Source organism: Kaistella chaponensis (assembly GCF_900156725.1).
In the GTDB taxonomy this organism is placed as follows: Bacteria; Bacteroidota; Bacteroidia; order Flavobacteriales; family Weeksellaceae; genus Kaistella; species Kaistella chaponensis.
The window spans coordinates 48,208-70,521 of the sequence record NZ_FTOI01000009.1; the positions used below are offsets into that span (position 1 = coordinate 48,208).

Annotated in this window: 19 protein-coding genes; 15 read left to right on the forward strand and 4 right to left on the reverse strand. The window is 35.5% G+C overall.

Annotation, left to right across the window (positions count from 1 at the left end):
• Positions 1 to 192: 192 nt before the first annotated feature.
• From BW932_RS10025 to purF, 4 genes are read left to right on the forward strand one after another with little or no spacing between them, the layout of a single operon-like run.
• Entirely contained in the window at positions 193 to 798 is a 606-nt protein-coding gene (locus tag BW932_RS10025; RefSeq protein ID WP_076387370.1) for a SatD family protein, read from the forward strand.
• Entirely contained in the window at positions 799 to 1,500 is a 702-nt protein-coding gene (locus tag BW932_RS10030; protein WP_076387371.1) for a DUF3307 domain-containing protein, read from the forward strand.
• Positions 1,501 to 1,529: 29 nt separating this feature from the next.
• Positions 1,530 to 2,249 (forward strand): phosphoribosylaminoimidazolesuccinocarboxamide synthase, encoded by a 720-nt coding sequence (gene purC / locus BW932_RS10035; protein ID WP_076387372.1) that lies wholly within the window; start codon positions 1,530 to 1,532, stop codon positions 2,247 to 2,249.
• An 18-nt stretch (positions 2,250 to 2,267) separates the two neighbouring features.
• Positions 2,268 to 3,758, forward strand: coding sequence for an amidophosphoribosyltransferase (gene purF / locus BW932_RS10040; RefSeq protein WP_076387373.1), 1,491 nt, complete (start codon positions 2,268 to 2,270; stop codon positions 3,756 to 3,758).
• 61 nt (positions 3,759 to 3,819) lie between these two features.
• Here the strand turns inward: purF and BW932_RS10045 are convergent, their stop codons facing one another.
• Together BW932_RS10045 and aroB are read right to left on the reverse strand one after the other, a co-directional pair.
• Positions 3,820 to 4,449, reverse strand: a complete 630-nt coding sequence (locus BW932_RS10045) for a porin family protein (protein ID WP_076387374.1) — start codon at positions 4,447 to 4,449, stop codon at positions 3,820 to 3,822.
• Positions 4,450 to 4,748: 299 nt separating this feature from the next.
• The gene (gene aroB, locus BW932_RS10050; protein WP_076387375.1) at positions 4,749 to 5,789 is read right to left on the reverse strand and encodes a 3-dehydroquinate synthase; all 1,041 of its coding nucleotides are present in this window, start codon (positions 5,787 to 5,789) and stop codon (positions 4,749 to 4,751) included.
• A gap of 89 nt (positions 5,790 to 5,878) precedes the next feature.
• Between aroB and BW932_RS10055 the strand changes: the two genes are divergently transcribed.
• The 8 genes from BW932_RS10055 to BW932_RS10090 all read left to right on the forward strand — a co-directional run bounded on the left by BW932_RS10055 (position 5,879) and on the right by BW932_RS10090 (position 15,525).
• Positions 5,879 to 7,048 carry a proline dehydrogenase family protein gene (locus BW932_RS10055; RefSeq protein WP_076387376.1) on the forward strand — a complete coding sequence of 390 codons (1,170 nt, stop codon included), beginning with the start codon at positions 5,879 to 5,881 and terminating at the stop codon, positions 7,046 to 7,048.
• A gap of 34 nt (positions 7,049 to 7,082) precedes the next feature.
• The gene (locus BW932_RS10060; RefSeq protein WP_076387377.1) at positions 7,083 to 7,343 is read left to right on the forward strand and encodes a hypothetical protein; all 261 of its coding nucleotides are present in this window, start codon (positions 7,083 to 7,085) and stop codon (positions 7,341 to 7,343) included.
• Positions 7,344 to 7,417: 74 nt separating this feature from the next.
• Positions 7,418 to 7,618, forward strand: a complete 201-nt coding sequence (locus BW932_RS14400; protein WP_262493362.1) for a Txe/YoeB family addiction module toxin — start codon at positions 7,418 to 7,420, stop codon at positions 7,616 to 7,618.
• 60 nt (positions 7,619 to 7,678) lie between these two features.
• Positions 7,679 to 10,126: a replication restart helicase PriA gene (gene priA, locus BW932_RS10070; RefSeq protein WP_076387379.1), complete on the forward strand. Its 2,448-nt coding sequence runs from the start codon at positions 7,679 to 7,681 to the stop codon at positions 10,124 to 10,126.
• A 148-nt stretch (positions 10,127 to 10,274) separates the two neighbouring features.
• Positions 10,275 to 11,741, forward strand: coding sequence for a D-alanyl-D-alanine carboxypeptidase/D-alanyl-D-alanine endopeptidase (dacB, locus tag BW932_RS10075; RefSeq protein ID WP_084566499.1), 1,467 nt, complete (start codon positions 10,275 to 10,277; stop codon positions 11,739 to 11,741).
• A 79-nt stretch (positions 11,742 to 11,820) separates the two neighbouring features.
• On the forward strand, positions 11,821 to 13,752 hold the full coding sequence (locus BW932_RS10080; protein WP_076387380.1) for a M1 family aminopeptidase: 1,932 nt from the start codon (positions 11,821 to 11,823) through the stop codon (positions 13,750 to 13,752).
• 80 nt (positions 13,753 to 13,832) lie between these two features.
• A complete protein-coding gene (locus BW932_RS10085) occupies positions 13,833 to 15,029 on the forward strand; it encodes a glycine C-acetyltransferase (RefSeq protein WP_076387381.1) in 1,197 nt (398 codons plus the stop codon).
• Between the two features lie 67 nt (positions 15,030 to 15,096).
• Positions 15,097 to 15,525 (forward strand): DUF4268 domain-containing protein, encoded by a 429-nt coding sequence (locus BW932_RS10090; protein WP_076387382.1) that lies wholly within the window; start codon positions 15,097 to 15,099, stop codon positions 15,523 to 15,525.
• A gap of 53 nt (positions 15,526 to 15,578) precedes the next feature.
• On the opposite strand, the gene BW932_RS10095 is transcribed toward BW932_RS10090, so the two are convergent.
• Complete coding sequence (locus tag BW932_RS10095) at positions 15,579 to 16,226, reverse strand: Crp/Fnr family transcriptional regulator (protein WP_076387383.1); 648 nt, start codon at positions 16,224 to 16,226, stop codon at positions 15,579 to 15,581.
• A 194-nt stretch (positions 16,227 to 16,420) separates the two neighbouring features.
• Here BW932_RS10095 and BW932_RS10100 point away from each other — a divergent pair, with 194 nt between their 5' ends.
• From BW932_RS10100 to aspA, 3 genes are all read left to right on the forward strand, one after another.
• Positions 16,421 to 17,752 carry an anaerobic C4-dicarboxylate transporter family protein gene (locus BW932_RS10100; RefSeq protein ID WP_076387384.1) on the forward strand — a complete coding sequence of 444 codons (1,332 nt, stop codon included), beginning with the start codon at positions 16,421 to 16,423 and terminating at the stop codon, positions 17,750 to 17,752.
• Between the two features lie 25 nt (positions 17,753 to 17,777).
• Positions 17,778 to 18,938 (forward strand): porin, encoded by a 1,161-nt coding sequence (locus BW932_RS10105; RefSeq protein WP_076387385.1) that lies wholly within the window; start codon positions 17,778 to 17,780, stop codon positions 18,936 to 18,938.
• Between the two features lie 123 nt (positions 18,939 to 19,061).
• Positions 19,062 to 20,468: an aspartate ammonia-lyase gene (aspA, locus tag BW932_RS10110; RefSeq protein ID WP_076387386.1), complete on the forward strand. Its 1,407-nt coding sequence runs from the start codon at positions 19,062 to 19,064 to the stop codon at positions 20,466 to 20,468.
• Between the two features lie 167 nt (positions 20,469 to 20,635).
• Here the strand turns inward: aspA and gldG are convergent, their stop codons facing one another.
• Positions 20,636 to 22,312: a gliding motility-associated ABC transporter substrate-binding protein GldG gene (gene gldG / locus BW932_RS10115; protein WP_076387387.1), complete on the reverse strand. Its 1,677-nt coding sequence runs from the start codon at positions 22,310 to 22,312 to the stop codon at positions 20,636 to 20,638.
• Positions 22,313 to 22,314 lie beyond the last annotated feature (2 nt).

Sequence of the window (22,314 nt, forward strand, 5' to 3'; positions counted from 1 at the left end):
AGTTAGACTGTTGAGAGCATCAATTTTAAATTATAAGTCAATTTGCTTATACTTGTGTTTTATTAGTGAATTGACTTATATTTTCGAATCAATTTTTTTAAAAAATTATAAGGCAATCACCTTATAATTTGAGTTTATAAGGCAATTACCTTATAATTTGAATTTATAAGGAATAATGCTTATATTTGAATCATGATTGCAATTATTACCGGAGATATTATTAATTCTCAAAAGTCCGATTCTGAGTTGTGGCTTCCAAAATTAAAGGGATTGTTGCAATCATGGTCGACTACACCAGAGAATTGGGAAATATACAGAGGCGATGAATTTCAGTTAAAATGCAGTGTTGATGAAGTTTTTCATAAAGCATTGCTTATAAAATCACTCCTCCGAAGTTTTGAGAATTTAGATGTACGTGTGGCAATCGGTATTGGCAATGAAGTTTTTCTATCTGAAAAAATCACCGAATCGAATGGCTCTGCTTATTTGAATTCGGGAAGATTGCTCACAGATATTAAATCTCAGGGAAAAACATTTGCCATACAAACGGAAAATGAAAAAGTAAACCAAGATCTCAATATTCTTTTTAAATGGGCTGCAATTGACTTCGATAACTGGACCGTAGCAACAGCAGAAATTATTCATCAGTTATTGCGAAATTCAGAATTAACTCAGGATGAACTGGCGAAAGAACTCAATATTACCCAATCGTCAGTTAGTCAGAGACTTAAAAGAGCTAATTTTGAATTGCTGCAAGAAACAGATTTGTATTTTAGAAAAAAAATAACCGAATTATAAATGATTTTTACCAACCTCATATTTGCACATTTATTGGGAGATTTTATTCTTCAACCCAATTCTTGGGTCGCTGATAAAGAGGTAAAAAAGGGGAGAAGCATTTATTTATATTTTCATGTTTTCATCCATATCATTCTTGCACTCGTGTTTCTTTGGGATTTAAAACTGTGGTGGATTGCCATAATTATTGGCATCACACACTTTTTTATCGATTGGGCAAAACTGAAATTTCAAACATCAAAAACAAAAAGAACTTGGTTTTTCATCGATCAAATCTTGCATATTCTCATCATTGCTGCAATTTCAATTTGGTATTTTCCTTATTTTAAATGGAATGATTTCTTTAATCCTGAAAATTTAAAAATTGCAACAGCAGTTATTTTTCTCACCATTCCGTGTTCCATTTTAATTAAAACCGTCATCTCTGTTTGGACTCCGATTACCGTAGAACACAGCAAATTGCAAACAGAGTCTTTGGTGAATGCCGGAAAATATATCGGAATTTTAGAACGACTTTTGGTTTTCGTATTTATTGTAGTCAATCATTGGGAAGGCGTTGGTTTTATGATCGCGGCAAAATCGGTTTTCAGGTTCAGCGATTTGGCAGAAGCAAAACAGAGGAAACTCACAGAATATGTATTAATAGGAACTTTGCTAAGTTTTGGCATCGCAGTTCTAACAGGAATTTTAGTGAAAATTTAATATAAAGTAAAATTTAATAAAAAGTAAAAATGACAAAAGGAGCAATGCTTTATGAAGGAAAGGCAAAGCAGGTTTTTGAAACCGACAATCCCAATGAAGTGATTGTCCGTTTTAAAGATGATGCAACCGCTTTCAACGCACAAAAAAGAGGAAGTGTAGATCTTAAGGGAGAAATGAACAACGCGATTACCACGTTGATTTTCGAGTATTTAAACACCAAAGGAATTCCGACGCATTTCATTAGTAAAATAGACGAAAGAGAACAATTGGTAAAAAAAGTTCAGATCATTCCTCTAGAAATGGTTGTTCGAAACTATTCCGCCGGAAGTATGGCACAAAGATTAGGAGTGGAAGAAGGAATTAAATCTCCTGTAACCATTTTCGATCTCTGCTTTAAAAGAGATGATCTCGGAGATCCTCTTATCAATGATCATCACGCTGTTTTTCTCGGTGCGGCAACGTATGAGGAACTCGATGAGATGTATGAACTGTCTTCAGATATTAATGATCTCTTAATTGAACTTTTTGATCAAATGAATATCATTTTGATTGATTTCAAAATTGAATTGGGTAAAGATTCGACCGGAAAAATAATTTTAGCCGATGAAATTTCGCCCGATACCTGCAGACTTTGGGATAAAGATACCATGAAGAAACTCGATAAAGATCGATTCAGAAGAGATTTGGGTGATGTTACCGAAGCGTATGTAGAAATTTATGAACGATTGAAAAAAGTTCTTCAAAAATAATTTTTGGGAAAACTAAAAATGAAAGATTTACAACGATACAAAGAAGTTTATTTAAATCAGTTTAAGGAAAATACGTACGGCAGAAATCTCCTCAAAACCGAAGATTCATTTGATGCTCCTTCCGAGGAATGTGGAATTTTCGGCTTGTACTCAGAGAACGATGTCGATACCTTTTCTCTTTCGCAATTTGGCCTTTTTGCGCTTCAACACAGAGGTCAGGAAGCATGCGGGATTTCTGTGATGAAAGACGGAAAGATTTTCAATATTAAAGATGAAGGTTTGGTTCTTGATGTTTTCAAAGAAATTCGCAATCCCGAGACTTTTATGGGCAATTCTGCAATCGGTCATACCCGATATACGACTGCAGGTGATAAGAAAAAGTATAATTTTCAGCCCTTTTTTGCTAAAAACGAATATGATCAAATCATCCTTTCCATCGCTCATAATGGTAATTTAACCAATGCACATGAACTTAAAAAGGAATTGGAAGCAGAAGGAGTCGTTTTCAAGGCAACTTCTGATTCTGAAGTTATTTTGCGATTGATTCAAAAAAACCTTGATCTTGGTTTAAGAGGTGCCATTAAAGCCACGATGGAAAAGATCGAAGGTGCTTATTCTGTGGTAGGAATGACGAGAAATAAATTTTTTGCCTTTCGTGATTTCCATGGGATTCGTCCCTTAGTTTTGGGTGCGATTGACGAAAAAACATTTGTTGCGGCTTCAGAATCTGTTGCTTTAGATGCTGTGGGAGCGCAATATGTACGCGATATTTTACCTGGCGAAATTGTTTATACCAATGAAAATGAACCAGGTTTACAAAGCTTTCTGGTCAAAGAAGATTGCGAAAAAAGAATCTGTGCATTCGAATATATTTATTTTGCGCGCCCCGATTCTATTTTAGAAAACATTAATGTACACGAAATCCGAGAGAAATCGGGAATGAAAATATGGGAACAAGCACCTGTAGAAGCTGATATTGTTATTGGTGTGCCAGATTCTGGAGTTCCGGCTGCGATTGGTTTTTCTATTGCTTCGGGTATTCCATTTCGCCCCGTTTTGATTAAGAACCGATATATTGGCAGAAGTTTTATCGTTCCTACTCAGGAAATGCGTGAGAGAATTGTCAATTTAAAACTGAATCCCATTGTTTCCGAAATTAAAGGAAAAAGAGTAGTTATTATCGATGATTCTATCGTGCGCGGAACTACTTCAAAAAGATTGGTGCGAATACTGAAAGATGCAGGAGTAAAAGAAATTCATTTCCGAAGTGTTTCACCACCAATTATCGCACCTTGTTATTTAGGAATTGATACTCCATCAAAAGATGATCTCATTTCTGCGAACATGAATGTGGAAGAATTGAGAAATTATTTGGGAGTTGATACTCTAGAATTTTTAAGCATGGATAATCTGAAAGTGATTTTGGGTAGCTCTAATCACTGTTTTGGGTGTTTTACAGAAGAATATCCTGTTCCACCGGGACCAAATCCCGATTTTAAAGATGAATAAATAGAAAAAAGGTTGGGAATAATTTCCCAACCTTTCTTATAAGGTGTATAAGCAATTCTTATTAGAATTTATACGCTAAACCAACTTGAAAAGTATTGTTTCTTACTGCATCAGAACCACTTGGTCTGTTTTTCGCAACATCGGTTAAACCTGCAACATATCTTGCAGTTAAGCCAACATTCGGAGTGAAATAATACCCTGCTCCAATACCTAAACCTAAATTAAAGCCGTTGATATTATCTTTATAGTTGTCTGATTCTGCCAAGGTTTCTCCAGTAGTTTCATTTTTTACTTTGTCTTTAGCACTTACTGATAAACCGAATTCCGGACCAGCTTCTAAATAAAATGCTGGTGTAGCATTATATTGAAACATTACAGGTAGAGCGATGTAATCGAAATGTGTTGAAGATGAAAACTCTTGGTTTACAACTCCACTGGTCGTAACTACAGGTGCAGTGTAATTTCCTTTTGCACCATATTGTGTATAAAGTAACTCCGGTTGAATACTAAAATTAGATCCCAATGGAGCATTCATAAATACACCTGCGTTGAAACCAATTTTTGATTGTTGATCGCTTAATGAAGCGTCTTTTGATAAAGATGAAACATTCATTCCTCCTTTAATCCCGAATTGTTGTGCAAATGCTAATGAACTCATTGCTACTGCTGCACCTAAAAATAACTTTTTCATAATCTTTAATTTTTCTAATTAATTTTACATTTTTGATAATGAGATGTTTTTCTTTTTTAAAAATGATAAGCCTACCATTTCTAAAATCATTAAATCCTCACTATCTACGCATTTTAAATTTTGTTTGACGTGTGGGGTACTTCCAAACGCTGTGCCAAAACGATATAAAGTTTGAAAAAATTAAACGATGGTTTAAATAGTTTTTGTATTAAGATGCTGTAAATCAAATGTATTGCCGTAAAATAAAAATTCTCATACAATATTTGTACAAGAATTGAGTTCAGCAGTTTTATTACTTTTTAAGGCAAATTTTGATAATAATGCAATGACTTGTTGATGTGTTCTGCATCAACCGAACAGTTATAAGCAGAATTTCCGATTCCGGTTAACAAGGAAAAATTAATGGTTCCGTGCGAATTTTTCTTGTCGTTCCTCATTAGACTTAAAATTTCTTCTACTGAGAACTGCTTCGTATCGATATCGGGGAAGAATTGTCGCAGATGAGAAATAATGGTATTCGATGTTTCTTCTGAAATTAATCCGTGCAACATCGAAATTCTCGTTTCGCAAATCATGCCTAAAGCAACCGCTTCACCATGCATAATTGGCTTTCCTTGCAATAAGAATAAACTTTCTAAAGCATGACCAATCGTATGACCAAAGTTTAAGGTCTTACGAATATTTTGTTCGGTAAAATCTTGTTCAACCACCTTTTGTTTAATCTTCATCGAAGTTTCAATGAAAGGGAAAACACTTTGAGGCGTTAAATTTTTAATCGAAATTAAATCGTTCCAATGCTTTTCATCGATAATTAAACCATGTTTGAGCATTTCGGCAAAACCACTTCTAAGTTCTTCAAACGGCAATGTTTCTAAAAATTTTGGAAAGACAAAAATCTGTTCCGGATTCGCGAAAGTTCCAATAATGTTCTTCAAAAACTGATGATCGATTCCTGTTTTTCCACCAATTGAAGCATCGCACATTCCCAAAAGCGTCGTAGGAATATTAATAAAAGGAATTCCTCTTTTGTAAGTTGAGGCGATAAATCCACCCAAGTCCGTAAGAACTCCACCACCTAAATTAATCATCAAAGCTTTCCGATCAGTTTCAAATTCGGTTAAAATTTCCCAAAGTTGAGCCGCAGTTTCTAATGTTTTCATTTCTTCGCCGGCTTCAATTTCTATAATTTCAAAAGGAATCTCGGTCTCTAAATTTCCTAAAAGTCTTGGAAGACAATATTCATGCGTGTTTTCATCAACCAAAATTAATAGTTGGGTCGGTTGTAATCGGTGTAGAAATTCGTTGAGTTGGGAGAAATCCTCATCTAAAATTGAAATCATTGAACTAAAATTTTTCGCAAAATTAAACTATAAATTCGTTTTATCAATTCATAGAGTTATATTAAATTTGTTGCACTTTAAAAATAATCATGAGTATTTTCAATAACACCCAAGTTGCCTTCGCAGACAAAACTGATTCTCAACTCAAAAAAGCATTTTGGATGTTCAAGGCAATTGAGCAGCCGTTTATTACCAACATTGGAATTTCTGCGCTCAATTTTACCATAAAAAATAATTTCCCACTTGTAACCGATATTGTTAAAAGTACTTTATTCGAGCAGTTTTGCGGTGGCGAAACGCATGAAGAAAGCATGAAAGTGGTAAAGCAAATGTTTAAACATCACGTCGGAAGTATTTTCGATTATGCGATTGAAGGAAAAGCAGAAGAAAAGGTTTTTGATGATACCTGTACCGAAATCAAACAGAACATCAAATTTGCAGAAGGAAATCCGGCAATTCCGTTTGTTGTTTTTAAACCAACGGGTTTTGGACGCATTGAAATTTATGAAGAAGTAGGGAAAAATGTTGAATTAACAACTTCCCAAAAACAAGAATGGGCGAGAGTTGTAAAAAGATTTGAAGAAGTTTGTCAAATGGCGTTTGAAAGAAATGTAGTGATCATGATTGACGCCGAAGAAACGTGGATGCAAGATTCTACCGATGATTTGGTGAATGAGATGATGTCGAAATTCAACAAAGAAAAAGCCATCGTTTGGAATACTGTTCAAATGTACAGAACCGGAAGATTAGAATATCTTGCAAAAGATTTGGAGCGCGCCAAAGAAAAAAACTATTTTCTCGGCTACAAATTTGTTCGTGGTGCGTATATGGAAAAAGAAAGAAAACGCGCCGCAGAATTGAATTATCCGGATCCGATTCAGCCCACAAAGCAAGCTTCAGATGACAATTACAATGCAGCCATTGATTTTGTATTAAAGAATTTAGATAAGGTTTCTGCATTTTTTGGAACACACAACGAGAAATCTACAGAACTCGTGATGGATAAAATGAAAGCCATGGAATTGCCACATGATCATCCTCAAATTCATTTTGGACAATTGTACGGAATGAGCGACAATATTACCTATTATTTAGGCGCAGAAAAATACAATGTCTGCAAATATCTTCCTTATGGACCAGTAAAAGATGTGGTTCCTTATCTGACAAGAAGAGCACAGGAAAACACCTCTGTTGCAGGACAAACTGGACGAGAATTAGGTTTGATTGAAAAAGAATTGCAAAGAAGAAAAAATTCGTAAATTCGTTTAGTTTTATTTCTAAAAAGCACAAAAAATGACAGATTCAATTATTATAAAACCCCGAAACAGAAAAGAATTATCAACTCTGAAAAAAATTCTTGAAGCCTTGGATGCGTCTTTTGTTCTAAAAAAAGAAGTAAAAGAAAGCGTAAGTCCAAGCAACGATCCTTACTATGATATTCCTGAAAATGTTGCAGAATTGGAAAAGAGGATTAAAAAATTGAAGAAAAATACCAACGAAAATAAAGTGATACTGAAAACCAAAGAAGATATTAAAAATCTTTTGGGTTTATGAGCTATATTTTAGTTTTTAGAAAACGCGCAAATGAAGATATAGAATTTTTCAAAAAATAAGGCAATAAAATTCTGCTGAAGAAAATCGAAATATTACTGCAAGAATTGCAAGACAATCCCTATTTCGGAACCGGAAAACCTGAACGCTTGAAATACATAGAAGGTAATGTTTGGTCCAGAAGAATCGACGGTAAGAACAGATTGATTTACAATGTTGAAGAAAATATTATTACCATAGAAATTATCTCTGCAAAAGGACATTATGACGATAAATAATTTGAAAATCTTCATAATGAAAATTAAATTTTCAAATTATCTCATTCTCAAATTATCTCATTGAAATTCGCCCAAATTATTCTTCCGCTCAATTTAAAAGGAACTTTTACCTACAAAGTTCCCGCTGAACTTGCCGAAAAAATAGAAATTGGAATGCGGGTTTTAATTCCTTTTGGTGGCAAGAAAATTTATACCGGAATTGTATTTGATTTGCACGATCTGGCTCCCGAAAATTTTGACCCAAAAGAAATCATCAATCTTTTAGATGATTCCCCGATTTTGCCAAAAGAGCAAATCTCTTTCTGGACTTGGCTTTCCGAGTATTATCTCTGCAATATAGGCGAAATCTACCGATTTGCTTTTCCATCTTCTTTAAAACTGGAAAGTGAAACCTATTTAAAATTAAAATCTGGAGCGACCATCGATTTTCAGAATTTAGATGTCAATGAAATGTATTTGATACAAGCTTTAGAAGTTCGGCAACTTATTAATTTGACCGAAATTGAAGCGTTTATTCCCAAAAAGGAAATTGTAAAAACCATCAAATCTCTCATCGATTTACAGTACATCGAAATTGATGAAAAAATTGCCGAAAAATACAAAGCCAAAGAAATTGCTTTTCTCAAAATTAATGAGGAAGAAGTTTCAAATAAAAGTCTGGCGCAAATTCTTTTATTGTTAAAAAAAGCTCCCAAACAACAAGAACTTTTTCTTTTACTTCTAGAGAAACATACCGAAGATCCTGGAAAATCCATCAAAAAATCAGATGTTTTCGAAGATGGAAATTTTGCACATTCCCAGTTGAAATCTTTAGTAGAGAAAAATTTGGTAATGGAATATTATCTTCAAAAAGATCGCCTGCAAAAGTATGAAGGCGAAATTGAAGATTTAGATTCTTTGACAGATGCGCAACTGGAAGCCAAAACAGCAATTGATAAAGCGTTCGTTGAAGGCAAAAATGTTTTGCTTCACGGAGTTACTTCTTCCGGGAAAACACATCTTTATTTGGAGCAAATTGAAGAAACCATTGAAGCGGGAAAAAATATTTTGTTTTTGCTGCCCGAAATTGCCATTACAAAACAAATTGTGCAGCGTTTAGAAAAAAAATACGGCAAACAATTGGGTTTTTATCATCAAAAACTAACGGATTTTGAAAGGGTAGAAGTTTGGCGAAGCGTAAAGAATAATGATTTGAAAATTTTGATAGGAACACGAAATGCACTGTTTCTTCCTTACCAAAATTTAGGTTTAATAATCGTCGATGAAGAGCACGATTCCGCTTATAAACCGAGAGAAGTTTCGCCATTTTTTAATGCGAAAGATGCGACGCAGGTTTTAGCAAAAATGTATGATGCGAAAGTGATTTTAGGTTCCGCAACACCTTCTGTAGAATCATATTATTTAGCAAAAAAAGAAAAACTGGCTTATGTTTTTTTAGGAGAAAGGTTTGGAAACGTGAAATTGCCCGAGTTCGAATTGATCAACTTTAAAGAAGAACAGGACTCAAAAAAAATTATCGGAAATTTCTCTTTAAAATTAATTGAAGAAATAAAAAAAGAACTCGACCGGAAAAAACAGACCATGATTCTGCACAACCGTCGTGGTTACGCCAACGTGATTGAATGCGAAAGTTGTGGTTATGTGAATTACTGCTCTAATTGTGATGTGGTGATGACGTATCATAAATTTTCGAATGAGATGAAATGCCATTATTGTGGACAAAAAGCATCGAAACCCAAAGTTTGTCCCAAATGCAATTCCGAAAACTTAAATGAAAGAGGAGTTGGTGTGGAGCAAATTCATGAAGAAATGATGAAGATTTTCCCTGAAGCAGAAGTCGATCGCATGGATGTAGATTCGATGCGTAAAAAATTCGCCTACGAAAAACTGTACGAAAAACTAGAAGAAGGCGAAACCGATATTTTGGTCGGAACACAGATGATTTCTAAAGGTCTCGATTTCGAAAATATAGAATTGGTCGCAATTCCACGCGCAGATTCGATGCTGTATGTTCAGGATTTTCGCGCAGAAGAGCGGGCTTTTCAATTGATTACGCAAGTTTCTGGAAGAGCCGGAAGAATTACAGGTGAAGGAAAAATTCTCATTCAAACTTATAATCCGCAACATTCTGTTTTTCAGTTGATCAAAGAAAATGATCCTGCAAAAATCTATGAGCATTTTTTGGAAGAGCGGAAGAAGTTTCTCTATCCACCTTTCGTGAAATTAATCATGATCGAATTGAAACATCGAAAAGAAGATAAAGTCAATCGCGCTTCTCAGTTTTTAGGTTCTATTTTTCATAAATATTTGCCTTCTGAATGTATTCTTGGGCCAGAAAAATCACCCATCGGAAAATTAAATTTAATGTATCAATATCAAATTTTATTAAAGCTTCCGCGGGGAAAAAATTACAACGAATACAAGAACTTAGTTTTGAAAAGTTTTGAAGAATTTGATGAAATCACTGCTTATCAAAGCATTAAAAAGATGATTTTTGTCGATTTTTAACAATTTTTAACATTATTTGGCTCCTTTTATAAGGGTGAAAACACGGTAGGTCGATAATAATTTATATTTTTGAGCGTTGGAAAGATGTTGGTTTCTTCATATAAGGTTAACATCAATCAGCAACCATCATCAAATAAATGATTATTAAATGATTAGACTTAAAAATATATTTGTTTCTTCAGCACTTGCTGTATCCGCTTTTGCATTCTCACAGGGAACATTTACAACTTCTACTTATCCTCAATCTTACGATAATCAATCCTCCAGTTCGCCGAAAGACTTCAGTTCAACCACTACCGAAAAATTAATGACCGCCAAAGAATTGGTTGACATTAATATCAATTCGATGATGAGTGACCCTGTTCTTCGAAATGCAAGTTGGGGTTTTGTGATTTATGATCCAAAGACTAAAAAAGTAGTAAGTTCTTATAATGAAAATACGCCCTTAGTTCCAGCATCCACTACGAAATTATTAACGACCGAAACTGCGATAAGTTTGCTGGGAGAAAAATTCCGTTGGATCACCCAACTCGAATATTCTGGAACGGTTAATTTAGACGGGACTCTTCAGGGGAATTTGTATGTAGTTGGAAGTGGTGATCCCTCATTAGGAACCAACAAAGCTGGAGCTGCATCTTATAAAGATATTGTTTCTGACTTTGTTTTGGCAATGGCCGAAAAAGGGATTAAAAAAGTGAGCGGTGATATCATAATTCAAACCGGAGTTTTTAAAGTTAATAAATCGCAGACACTTCCCGAAAATATTGTGTGGTTAGAAAATGGGAATTATTATTTGCCGGTTGGTTCTACATTACAAATCAGTCCATCTAACGAAAAGCTTATTGCAAAACAATCTAATCCGTTTGCGGAAAGTAAGAATTTCTATTACATTTCACCTTATATCAAACAGATGGTTTATGCCGACAAGTTTGAAGGAATGGGTTTAACGACAAAAGTTCCTGATGCTCCGGCTTATCTGGCAAATGTTTTGCGTGCGACTCTCATCAAAAGTGGAATTCCTGTCGTAGGAAAAGTCGTTCCTAAATTGACAGATCTAAATCCGGAAAAAAGAGAATTGATTACATCTTATCAATCGCCCTCTTTAACCGATATTCTTATCTATACCAATCAACACAGTGATAATGGTTTGGCAGAAGCATTTTTGCGAACGGTTGGATTTCAAAAAAACGGTGATCAGACTTTGGAGTCGGGTAGAGCTGCTGTAATTTCCCATTTGAATTCGATTGGTTTTGATACAAGCGGATTGAATTACATGGACGGAAGTGGATTATCCCGAAGTAATTTGGTAACTCCAATTGCACAGGTTAAATTTCTGACAGGTTTAATGAATGAGAAATTTTATAAATCCTATTTCGATTCACTGCCAATCGGTGGACAAACAGGAACATTAAAAAAGATGTTTAATGGAGAAGGTTACGGACAGATTTTTGCAAAAACAGGAACTCTGAATAAAGTAAAAACGTTAGCGGGTTATATGAAAACCAATAGTGGGAAAACATTAGTTTTTTCTCTTCTCATCAATAATTATGCAGGTTCTGTTGATCAGGTGAAAAACAAAATGGAGCAGCTTTTGCAGCCAGCGTTGAGTTTATAATAAGCATTCTCGAAATTTTTTAACCTTTCAATAATAATTGGAAGGTTTTTTTTATCTTTATCGCAAAATAAATTTTTAAATGAAAAAATTATACGTCCTAATTCTTGCGCTCCTTTTTGTTCAAGTGTATTCTCAAAAAAATGAGGAAGCTGAGCGAAAGAGTATGATCAAAAATGAGCTTAACAGTTATGCAAAAATGATCGGGTACAATGAGAATCCGAATACATTAAACTACGATTTAAAATACCAGCGTTTGGAATTAAGTCTAGATCCGGCGGTTCAATTCGTAAGTGGTACGGTGACCAGTCATTTTCAGGCAAAACAGAATATGTCGAGTATCTATTTTGATCTTTCAAATGTATTGACGGTTTCTGAAGTAAAATATCACGGTGCAAATCTTACTTTTACCCAATTGTCTACCAAGGAAGTTAAAATAGATTTCCCTACGAATATTCCGGCTGCAACCCTTGATTCACTTTCGATTAAATATTCTGGTGCTCCAGATAGGACAGGAAGTGCAGGTGACGCTTTTACCATTTCTACACAAGGTGGTACTCCGGTTTTATTTACGCTGTCTGAACCATACGGTGCACAGGAATGGTTTCCTACAAAGCAGAGTTTGAATGACAAAATTGAAAAAGTCGATATGAAAATTACGACGCCTTCACAATATAATGTTGCTTCAAACGGAAAGTTGTTTTCAGAAGTAATAACTGGGAGCAATAAACGGACTTTCTGGCAAACCAATTATCCGATTCCTGCTTATTTAATTGCGTTAGGTATTACAAATTATACCAAATTGAATGATACCATGGGAATTCCACCGTTTCCGTTTGTCAATTATTTATATCCCGCGACAATTTCTAACACCACAACAATGTCGAATATTGCCTATACTAAAAATATTATGGAAATGTTCGAAACCTATTTAGGACCTTATCCTTATAGAAACGAAAAATATGGTCACATGGAATTCGGTTGGGGCGGTGGAATGGAACACGCAACGATGTCCTCAATGGGATCATGGAGCAGATCTATTATTGCGCATGAATTAGCCCACCAATGGTTTGGCGACAAATTAACTTGTGGAGCATGGAACGATATCTGGTTGAATGAGGGTTTTGCAACCTACGGAGCTACGCTCGCCAATGAAAAATTACTCATGACCAATACGCAGTTTATGACGTACTTGGCAAACGAAATTACCAATATTACAAGCTCTCCAAGTGGAAGTGTGTATGTTGCAGACAGTAATTTAAGCAATACTAATGTGATTTTTAGCGGCAGACTCTCTTATTCAAAAGGGGGTTATGTAGTGAAAATGTTGAAATGGATCTTGGGCGATGACGCGTTTTATTCCGCAATTCGGGATTATCATTCGCGCCCTAATCTTGCTTATAACTATGTGAAAACTGCAGACCTCAAAAATTCACTTTTGCAATCAACCGGAAAAGATTTTACAGAATTTTTTAATGATTGGATTTACGGACAAGGCTACCCAACTTATCAAATCAAATGGAACCAAACTGCAGATCAAATATTAAGATTTAAAGTAAGTCAAACGCAGAGTCATTCTTCTGTGAGCTTTTTTGAAATGCCTTTACCAATCAAAGTGAATGGTACAGGAGGACAAGTGGCTTATCTTGTTTTAGATAACACCACCAATAATCAGAATTTTGCTAAAACGGTTGGTTTCCCAGTTGCTTCAGTTCAGTTTAATTATGAATATCAAATTGTTCAGAAAAATTCTACGGTGACAAAAGATACGTCGATTCTTGCTGTTGGAAACTCCGAAAAAGAAGCAATTAAAATTTATCCTAATCCTGTAAAAAATCAAATTACAGTAACCGGAATTTCCAAAGCACAGCCTTTTGAAATCTATAATGTTGAAGGTAAATTGATTAAAACTGGAAAATATTCTTCCGATCAAATCATAGAGGTGAATACCCTTCCGAAAGGAATTTATTTCTTAAAAATAGATGATCAAAATCTTAAGTTTATCAAAGAATAAAACGAATAAAAGAATAAAACGAAAAGCTCTCAGAAATGAGGGCTTTTTTCTTAAATTAGCATTTTTCAAAATTACTATTTATGATTTCTAAAAATTATCTGGAAACGCTGCAGAGCGAACTGCAAAATATTAAGAACGATGGCTTGTTCAAGACCGAACGAATCATTACCTCACAGCAATCTGCGGTGATTGAAGCCAACGGAAAAACATTATTAAATTTCTGCGCCAATAACTATCTCGGATTATCGAATAACAAAGAGGTCATGAAAGCTTCCCAAGAAATGATCGAAAGTCATGGTTACGGAATGTCTTCTGTGCGTTTTATTTGTGGAACTCAGGATATTCATAAAGATTTGGAAGCCAAGATTTCGAACTTCCTGGGTTTAGAAGACACCATTTTATATGCAGCTTGTTTTGACGCAAATGGAGGCGTTTTCGAGCCTTTGTTTACCGATCAGGACGCTATAATTTCAGATGAATTAAATCACGCGTCAATTATCGATGGCGTTCGTTTGTGTAAAGCAGCGAGATACCGATATAAAAATAACAACATGCAAGATTTGGAAGAGCAACTTATTGAAGCTTCCAAAAAAGACCACCGTTTTAAAATCATTGTGACCGATGGCGTTTTTTCTATGGACGGAATTGTGGCAGATTTAAAAGGAGTTTGCGATTTGGCAGATAAATACGATTGTTTGGTGATGGTCGATGATTCGCACGCAACAGGATTTATTGGGAAAACCGGTCGTGGAACCCATGAAGCGAATGAAGTAATGGGAAGAGTTGATATTATTACTTCCACTTTAGGAAAAGCTTTAGGAGGCGCATTGGGTGGATTTACTTCTGGTAAAAAAGAGATCATCGATATGCTAAGACAGCGTTCCAGACCTTATTTATTCTCGAATTCTTTGGCTCCAGGAATTGTTGGTGCGGCAATTAAAGTTTTGGATATGATTTCTCATGATACTTCACTTCGAGATCAAGTCATGGAGAACGCAGAATACTTTAGAAAAGAAATGAAAGGCAAAGGTTTTGATATTCCTGATGGTGATGCTGCGATAGTTCCGGTAATGCTTTATGATGCACCTTTAGCGCAAAAAATGGCAGAACATTTAATGGAAGAAGGAATTTATGTGATCGGATTTTTCTACCCAGTAGTAGCAAAAGGTAAAGCCAGAATCAGAGTTCAACTTTCTGCGTCTCATACCAAAGAACACTTAGACAAAGCGATTGCAGCTTTCGAAAAAGTGGGGAAAGATTTAGGCGTAATTTCATAATTTTTTTGACCAATCTAGGAAGCCTTTCAGCCTTTCAAAGCTGGAAGGCTTTTTTTAAACAGCAAACATGTTCAGCAAAGTAGAAGCACAACAAATCAGGAAAGAATTCTGGATCGCTTTTGGAAAAAGTTTTCCCCGAAAGTGGATTTTATACAACACGAAAATTAAAGATTTCTCCTTTAAATTTAATGCAGATCCAAAAAAAGCTGAGGTTTCTTTAGATATAGAAATGATTGATGAAGTCTTTCGGAATGCCTATTTCGAAAAAATGTGGTCGCTAGAATCTATTCTGGAAGAGGAATTAGGGGAAATTTTTAAAGATGAATTTTATCTTTTAGAAAACGGAAAAGTCATTTCTCGATTTTGGATCACCAAAGCGAACGTATCTATTTATGATAAAAATACATGGCAAGAAATCTTTGAGTTTTTTGTCGAAAAAATGGAAGGTTTTGAAAGGGTTTTCTATGAATATGAAGATTTTATTAAAGATGTTTAATCCAATTATTTAACCGTAATTTCAAAATTTATCGATCAAAATCTTAAAAAATTTTAGCCGAATTTTTTAATGGATTGCAAGGCTTCAATATTCTTTATTTTTATGTTTTCATCGGTATATTCGATGTAACCTTCTGCGGTGAAATTATTTAAACACTTATTGATATTTTCTCTGGAATATCCCAACATATCACTAATTTCTTTTTGTTTTAAATAGATCAAGCATCCTTTTTCACTGTAGCAAAGCAGAAAATTTGCTAAAGCTCCGTTCACCTTATTCCGTTTATAGCTTAAAAGATTTTTTACCAAGGAATTCATGTTCTCATTAGACTTATTATAAACCTCTACAAGAAATTTAGAATTCGTTGCGACAAACTTTCTGTAAACATTTTTTTCGAACTGTATAATTTCGGTTCCCTTTACTCCGTACGCTGAAAAAAAGACAGGCTCTTCAGTGAATAAATACCTCAAGCCAATAAAATCTTTTTCGCCATAGATATCTACAAGATGACCCTCACTATCTTTTAGTTTTACTTCCCCTTTGTAAATGTAAAAAACCGACAGTAGTAAGCTTTCGTTTTTGATGAACATTTCCTCCTGCTCAAATTTCATGAGTGACGCATTAGAATTAAGTACCGACTTTTCATGATCACTCAAGTGGTCAAAAAAAGGATTTTCTAAATAAGTTTCTGGTACAGTCATCGTTTTTATTAACTCAAGCAATTTACGTTTTTTTTATTCGTATCAAGTGGGTGTATTGTATGAAATTAATCAACTAAGAAAATGTTCACACTTTGATGTGACTATTCAAACTCCCTGCTGAAAGATAGTTCATAGGGTAGAATCAAAAATCTGTGTTTATTCGGCGGACCTTTACCCCAATAAAAAACAAGAACATGGAATACGCAGTTTATTTACAACTTATCGTGGTTTTGGCCGCAATATTTGTTGGAGCAAAAGTAGGAGGAATTGGGTTAGGAATTTTTGGAATGATAGGAATGGCCATATTGGTCTTCGTATTTCATATTCCTCCTGGTGAAGCGCCTATAGAAGTTATGTTAATGATTGTTGCGGTAATTACTGCAGCATCTACTTTACAGTCTGCCGGTGGATTGGATTATCTGGTTAAGGTGGCAGAAAAAATTCTTCGAAGAAATCCAGAATCAATTACTTATTTGGGACCGATTGTCTGTTATGTATTTACCTTTTTAGCGGGAACTGGGCATATCGCTTATTCACTACTGCCAATTATTTCTGAAATTGCCACAGATAGTAAAGTTCGTCCTGAGCGTCCACTGAGTATTTCGGTTATTGCTTCGCAGCAGGCGATCACAGCAAGCCCGATTTCTGCCGCTACAGCCGCACTATTAAGTACCAGTTTATTAGGTGGTCAAGGAATCGAAATGATTGATATTTTGATGGTCTGCGTTCCTGCAACGATTCTCGGAGTTTTAGCTGGTGCCTTTGCCGTTAGTTTTGTGGGAGTTGATTTAGATAAAGATCCCATCTATTTGAAAAGATTACAGGAAGGTTTAATACAAACGAAAGAACATACAGAAACATCTAATGCAGATAGCAAAAGTCGTCCGTTGATTGCCGTGATTCTATTTCTAATGGGTGTATTCTCTGTTGTTTTGTTTGGTTCAATTTCCAGTTTAAGACCTTCATTTAATATCGATGGTGAAATGGTGAAAGTAACAATGGCACAAATCATTGAAATCGTGATGATGTCTACCGCAGGGTTGATTTTACTTCTCGCGAAAGCTGATGTTACGAAGGCAGTTAATGGAAGCATCTTTATTGCAGGAATGCAAGCAGTTATTGCCATCTTCGGTATTGCCTGGATGGGAGATACGTTTTTTAATGGAAACCTTGCTTTCTTCAAAGAAAACATACAAAGTGTAGTGACGACGTATCCTTTCCTTTTCGCATTTGCGCTGTTCGTGATGTCGATCTTATTGTTCAGTCAGGCAGCGACCGTTCGTACACTTTATCCGCTAGGATTGGCTTTGGGTATTTCACCACTTGCATTGCTCGCTATGTTTCCAGCGGTGAACGGTTACTTCTTCTTACCTAATTATCCGACGGTGGTGGCAGCGATTAACTTCGACCGAACAGGGACAACCAGAATTGGTAAGTATGTGATTAACCACTCGTTTCAGATCCCAGGATTTGTCTCAACAATTGTAGCAATTGCAGTCGGTTATCTCATTATCAGTTTTATGTAGCATGTATCATTAAAGAATAAACATCATGAAAAAATATATAACAGTCGCCTTCGTATCTTTATTTTCTCTAGGCGTCTATGCACAGGATAATCCCACCAACAAAGAAACTGATAATAAAATTAGTTTTCTGGAAAGACATAACGACCAACTCAATATCTTTTTCCATATTCAATCTAGTTTCGACGTCGTTTCAGAACAAAGTAAAGAAACAGATATGGCATTTAAGGCAAGACAGTTCCGATTGGAAATTAAAGGAAATCTTACTGATAAATTGTTTTATCGTTTTAGACAAAGGTTGAACAAGCCTACGAACCCACAATCTTTGGATAACTTAGGTAAAGCCACCGATTATATTTACGTTGGTTATAAAGCCACCGATAAAATTACCCTGATTACTGGGAAACAACGTCAAGCTTGGGGCGGATTTGAATTTGATCTCAATGCCATTAATGTTCATGAATATTCTGATTTTATTAATGCAATGGATAACAGTATGATGGGTGGAACTATTATTTATACTCCCTTTAAAAATCAGGAATTTCAGTTTCAGATCACCAATAACAGAAACTCCTACTTAGAAGATATTTATGGTGATTTGTCAGCGCAGGGAATTGAACAGTCTCACAGTCCGCTTGCCTACGTCATCAACTGGAATGGTAGTTTTCTGAACAAGCGTTTTCAGACGCGATGGGCGTATGGAATTCAGACAGAAGCCAAGAATAACTATTCTAAAATGATTACTCTGGGTACTAAATATAATCTCGAGCAGTTTCAGTTGACTTTTGATTTTATGAATGCTGATGAAAAAATTGATCGCTTAGGAATTGCCACCAAAGATGGAGCGAAATGGCTAGAGCAAAACAACCAGAAAATATTTCGCGACGTTACTTACAATACCCTCATTCTAAAAGCAGAATTTCAACCCAAACCAGAGTGGAATATCTTCGCCAAAGGAATGTATGAAACCACCTCTGTAAAAGACGTAGTGAATTACGATGATGATTTCCGAAAAGCCTATGGTTACATGGGAGGCGTGGAATATCTCCCTTTTAAAGATCAGGACTTAAGACTTTTCTTGGCCTATATCGGTAGAAAATATGTCTACACCAAAGCAATTCCGACTTTACACGATTTTAATACTGATCGAGTTAGTTTAGGCGTAATGTATAGAATTAAAGCTTTCTAAAAAAAAGGAAGGCAAATATCGATCTTTCGATGTTTAAAAAGTCTTAAAAAAGAGGCATCTTCAATTTAAACATTGATAAAAATTTAAAAAAATATATTTATAAATACTTCAAAATCAATTATTATGAAAAATTACAGAGTAGAATCCGACTTACTCGGAGAATTGCAAGTTCCTAAAGAGGCTTATTATGGCGTACAAACGCAACGTGCTGTAGATAATTTTTACATCACCGGTCAAAAGATGGGCGATTATCCAGAATTTGTAAAAGCGATCGCTTATGTAAAACTTGCCGCTGCCAAAACCAATCATGAACTAGGTCTTTTAGATGATAAAATGACCGACGCGATTTCACAGGCTTGCCAAGAAATTATAGACGGTCAATTCCACGATCAATTTCCCGTAGACATGATTCAGGGTGGTGCAGGAACCTCGGTTAATATGAATGCCAATGAAGTTATTGCCAATCGTGCTTTAGAAATAATGGGCTACGAAAAAGGAGACTATCAACACTGTTATCCAAACGATCATTTAAATCTTTCGCAATCTACAAATGATGTGTATCCTACCACAGTTCGATTGACGGTAATCAAAATGAATCAGATTTTGGTGAAGCATTTGGCTGAATTAAACAATTCATTCCGAAAAAAAGGAGAAGAATTTAGTGATGTCATTAAAATGGGACGAACCCAATTACAAGATGCAGTTCCAATGACTTTGGGTCAGGAATTTGGCGCATTTGCAGCTAATTTAGATGAAGAAATCACCCTCTTAAATAATATTTCTAATTTGTTTTTAGAAATTAATATGGGCGGAACCGCAATTGGAACAGGAATTAATGCTCCACAAGGATACGCTTTACTTTGCGCAGAAAAACTGGCGAAGTTAACTGGCGAAGCTTTTGTGTCTGCTCCAAACCTTGTAGAAGCCACTCCAGATACAGGTTCATATTTAATTTACTCTTCAGCGCTAAAACGTTTGGCGGTGAAACTTTCGAAAATCTGTAATGATTTAAGATTGCTTTCTTCTGGTCCGAGAACGGGTATTAATGAAATTAATCTTCCAGCCATGCAACCAGGATCTTCCATTATGCCAGGAAAAGTAAATCCTGTAATTCCAGAAGTGGTGAATCAGGTTTGTTTTAAAGTAATTGGTAATGATTTAACCGTAACTTTTGCCGCAGAAGCAGGGCAATTACAGTTAAATGTGATGGAGCCTGTACTTTGCGCTTCGATTGTAGAATCGATGATTTTCTTACAAAGAGCCATGGATACTTTGCGAACCAAATGTATCGATGGAATTACAGCGAACCGCGATGTTTGTAAAAATCTCGTCATGAATAGCATCGGAATCGTAACCGCGTTGAACCCTTATATTGGTTATAAAGCCAGTACCAAAATCGCTCAACAAGCCATGGAAACAGGAAAAACGGTTTATGATTTGGTGTTAGAACAAAACATGCTATCGAAAGAAAAACTGGACGAAATTCTAGATCCGAAAAATATGTTAAGTGCGCACGACGCAATTAATTAAGTACGTAAGTCCAATAATGGAGCTTAGATATTAAGTTTGTTTCAAGATTTTTTATTAAAAGGGTATTCTCATATTGTTTGATAACAACATTCTGAGCTCCGTTATTTTTCTTCTTTAAATTTAAAAAGACGTTCACGAAATGACCATTAAAAAAAACCTTCAGGATTTTATTCTTGAAGGTTTTTGATTGATGCGAATTTTCTCTTTCGCAGCCAGTAGAAAAATCCACCCAGAAGTCCGATAATTGCTAGTGGAAGCAATAAGTTAATCCATTGCCACTTTGTTCTTTCTTCGTCGATTCTTTGTCGGTCGAGTAATCTCGCTTCTATATTTCGGTTTCTTAATTCCATTAAGTTGGAATCATCCAAAAGAAAATCAAGGGAATTTCTCAGAAACTGTTCGTTGCCATACATTTGTTTGGTCAACAAATCTTCGCCTAAAGCAAGCGGTTTCCCTTTGTAAATTTGATTTCTACCGACATCGCCATCTGCGATTATGATCATTTTATTGTTTTTGCTGTCCGATGTAAAATTCGGATAAGCATTTCGTTCGCTTCTAGTCGCATAAGCGGATTTAAATTTACCTTCCAAACTCACCGCAAAAATTTTTGGTGAAGAGGGTTTATCGAATTCACTCAGAGAATCTGCTTTTACAATTTCTGCTAATGAAACATAATTGGGAACCTGTTTGATATTCGTTCTTTCGCTTGATTCAAATAAAACTTTGGTTTTCAAATTTTTTCTGCCCAAAGTATCGATAGAAGTAGGAAATTCGAATTTTACGGGGTTGATGTTTTTCGTGATCGGATTGGGAGTTTCTGCTATTCCCAACGGAAAATAAGGCCACAAAAAACTGCTGAATTGAGGATTTCCGGCAACTTCACCAGACACGATTCTGATCAGCGCAGATTTTTTCATGTCTTTCACCAAACCTGGATTAATTCTGATTCCGTAATTAAAAAAGAAATCGGTCAAATTATTATCCATCGGGTAAGCCATGATTTTTTTCGACTGAAAAAGCGTGTCCATTTCAGCATTTACCGCATCAATCATCCACAACGTTTTCCCGCCGTTCATGATGTATTGGTCTAAAATCAATTTTTCGCTTTCGGTAAAAGGTTTTCTTGGTTTTGCTATAACCAGCGCATCCATCTTTTTCAGTTTCGGAACATCTGCTAATGACAATTCTTTTTGATTCGCCGGAATAATCGGACCTGCGTTGTAATTTTCCAGCGCCATATCCATAAAACCTTGAAATTGCGTAGGTCCCAATTCATCTTGATTGATGAGGATTCCGACGTTTTTTTTATGATCTTCGGTCAGTAATTTAATGTTGGATGCAAAGTTATACTCCAGATTTTCAATGGATCGCGTGAGTTGCTCAGAAGCGTCGATTCCAGTTTGATTAATGATTAAAGGAATAGAAAATGAGTTCGAATTGTATTTTAGAAGCGCATACGGAAACATCACGATTTCCGAAATTTTGCCATCCTTCATGTCAGGAAGAACAGAGGGTTGCATTCCCAGAGCCGCCAAAGTTTCTTTGGACATTTTTGTTTGGATGGGATCTATAAATTTGAAATCGATTTTCGGGTTTACTTTTCGAAATTCTTCTAACATAAATCGTGTTTCGTTTTGCAGCTGACGAAAACTTGCGGGGAAATCACCTTCCAGATAAACATCGACTATTAAAGGCTTTTCTACCGATTCTAATACTTTTAAAGTAGAAGGGGAAAGCGTGTATCGTTTTTCTTGAGTGAAATCAAATCGCTTTGAAAAAATGCCGAAAACGCCGAGCATTCCGAAAATCGCAAGAAGAATATAGAGAATCTGTTTTTTGTCCATTT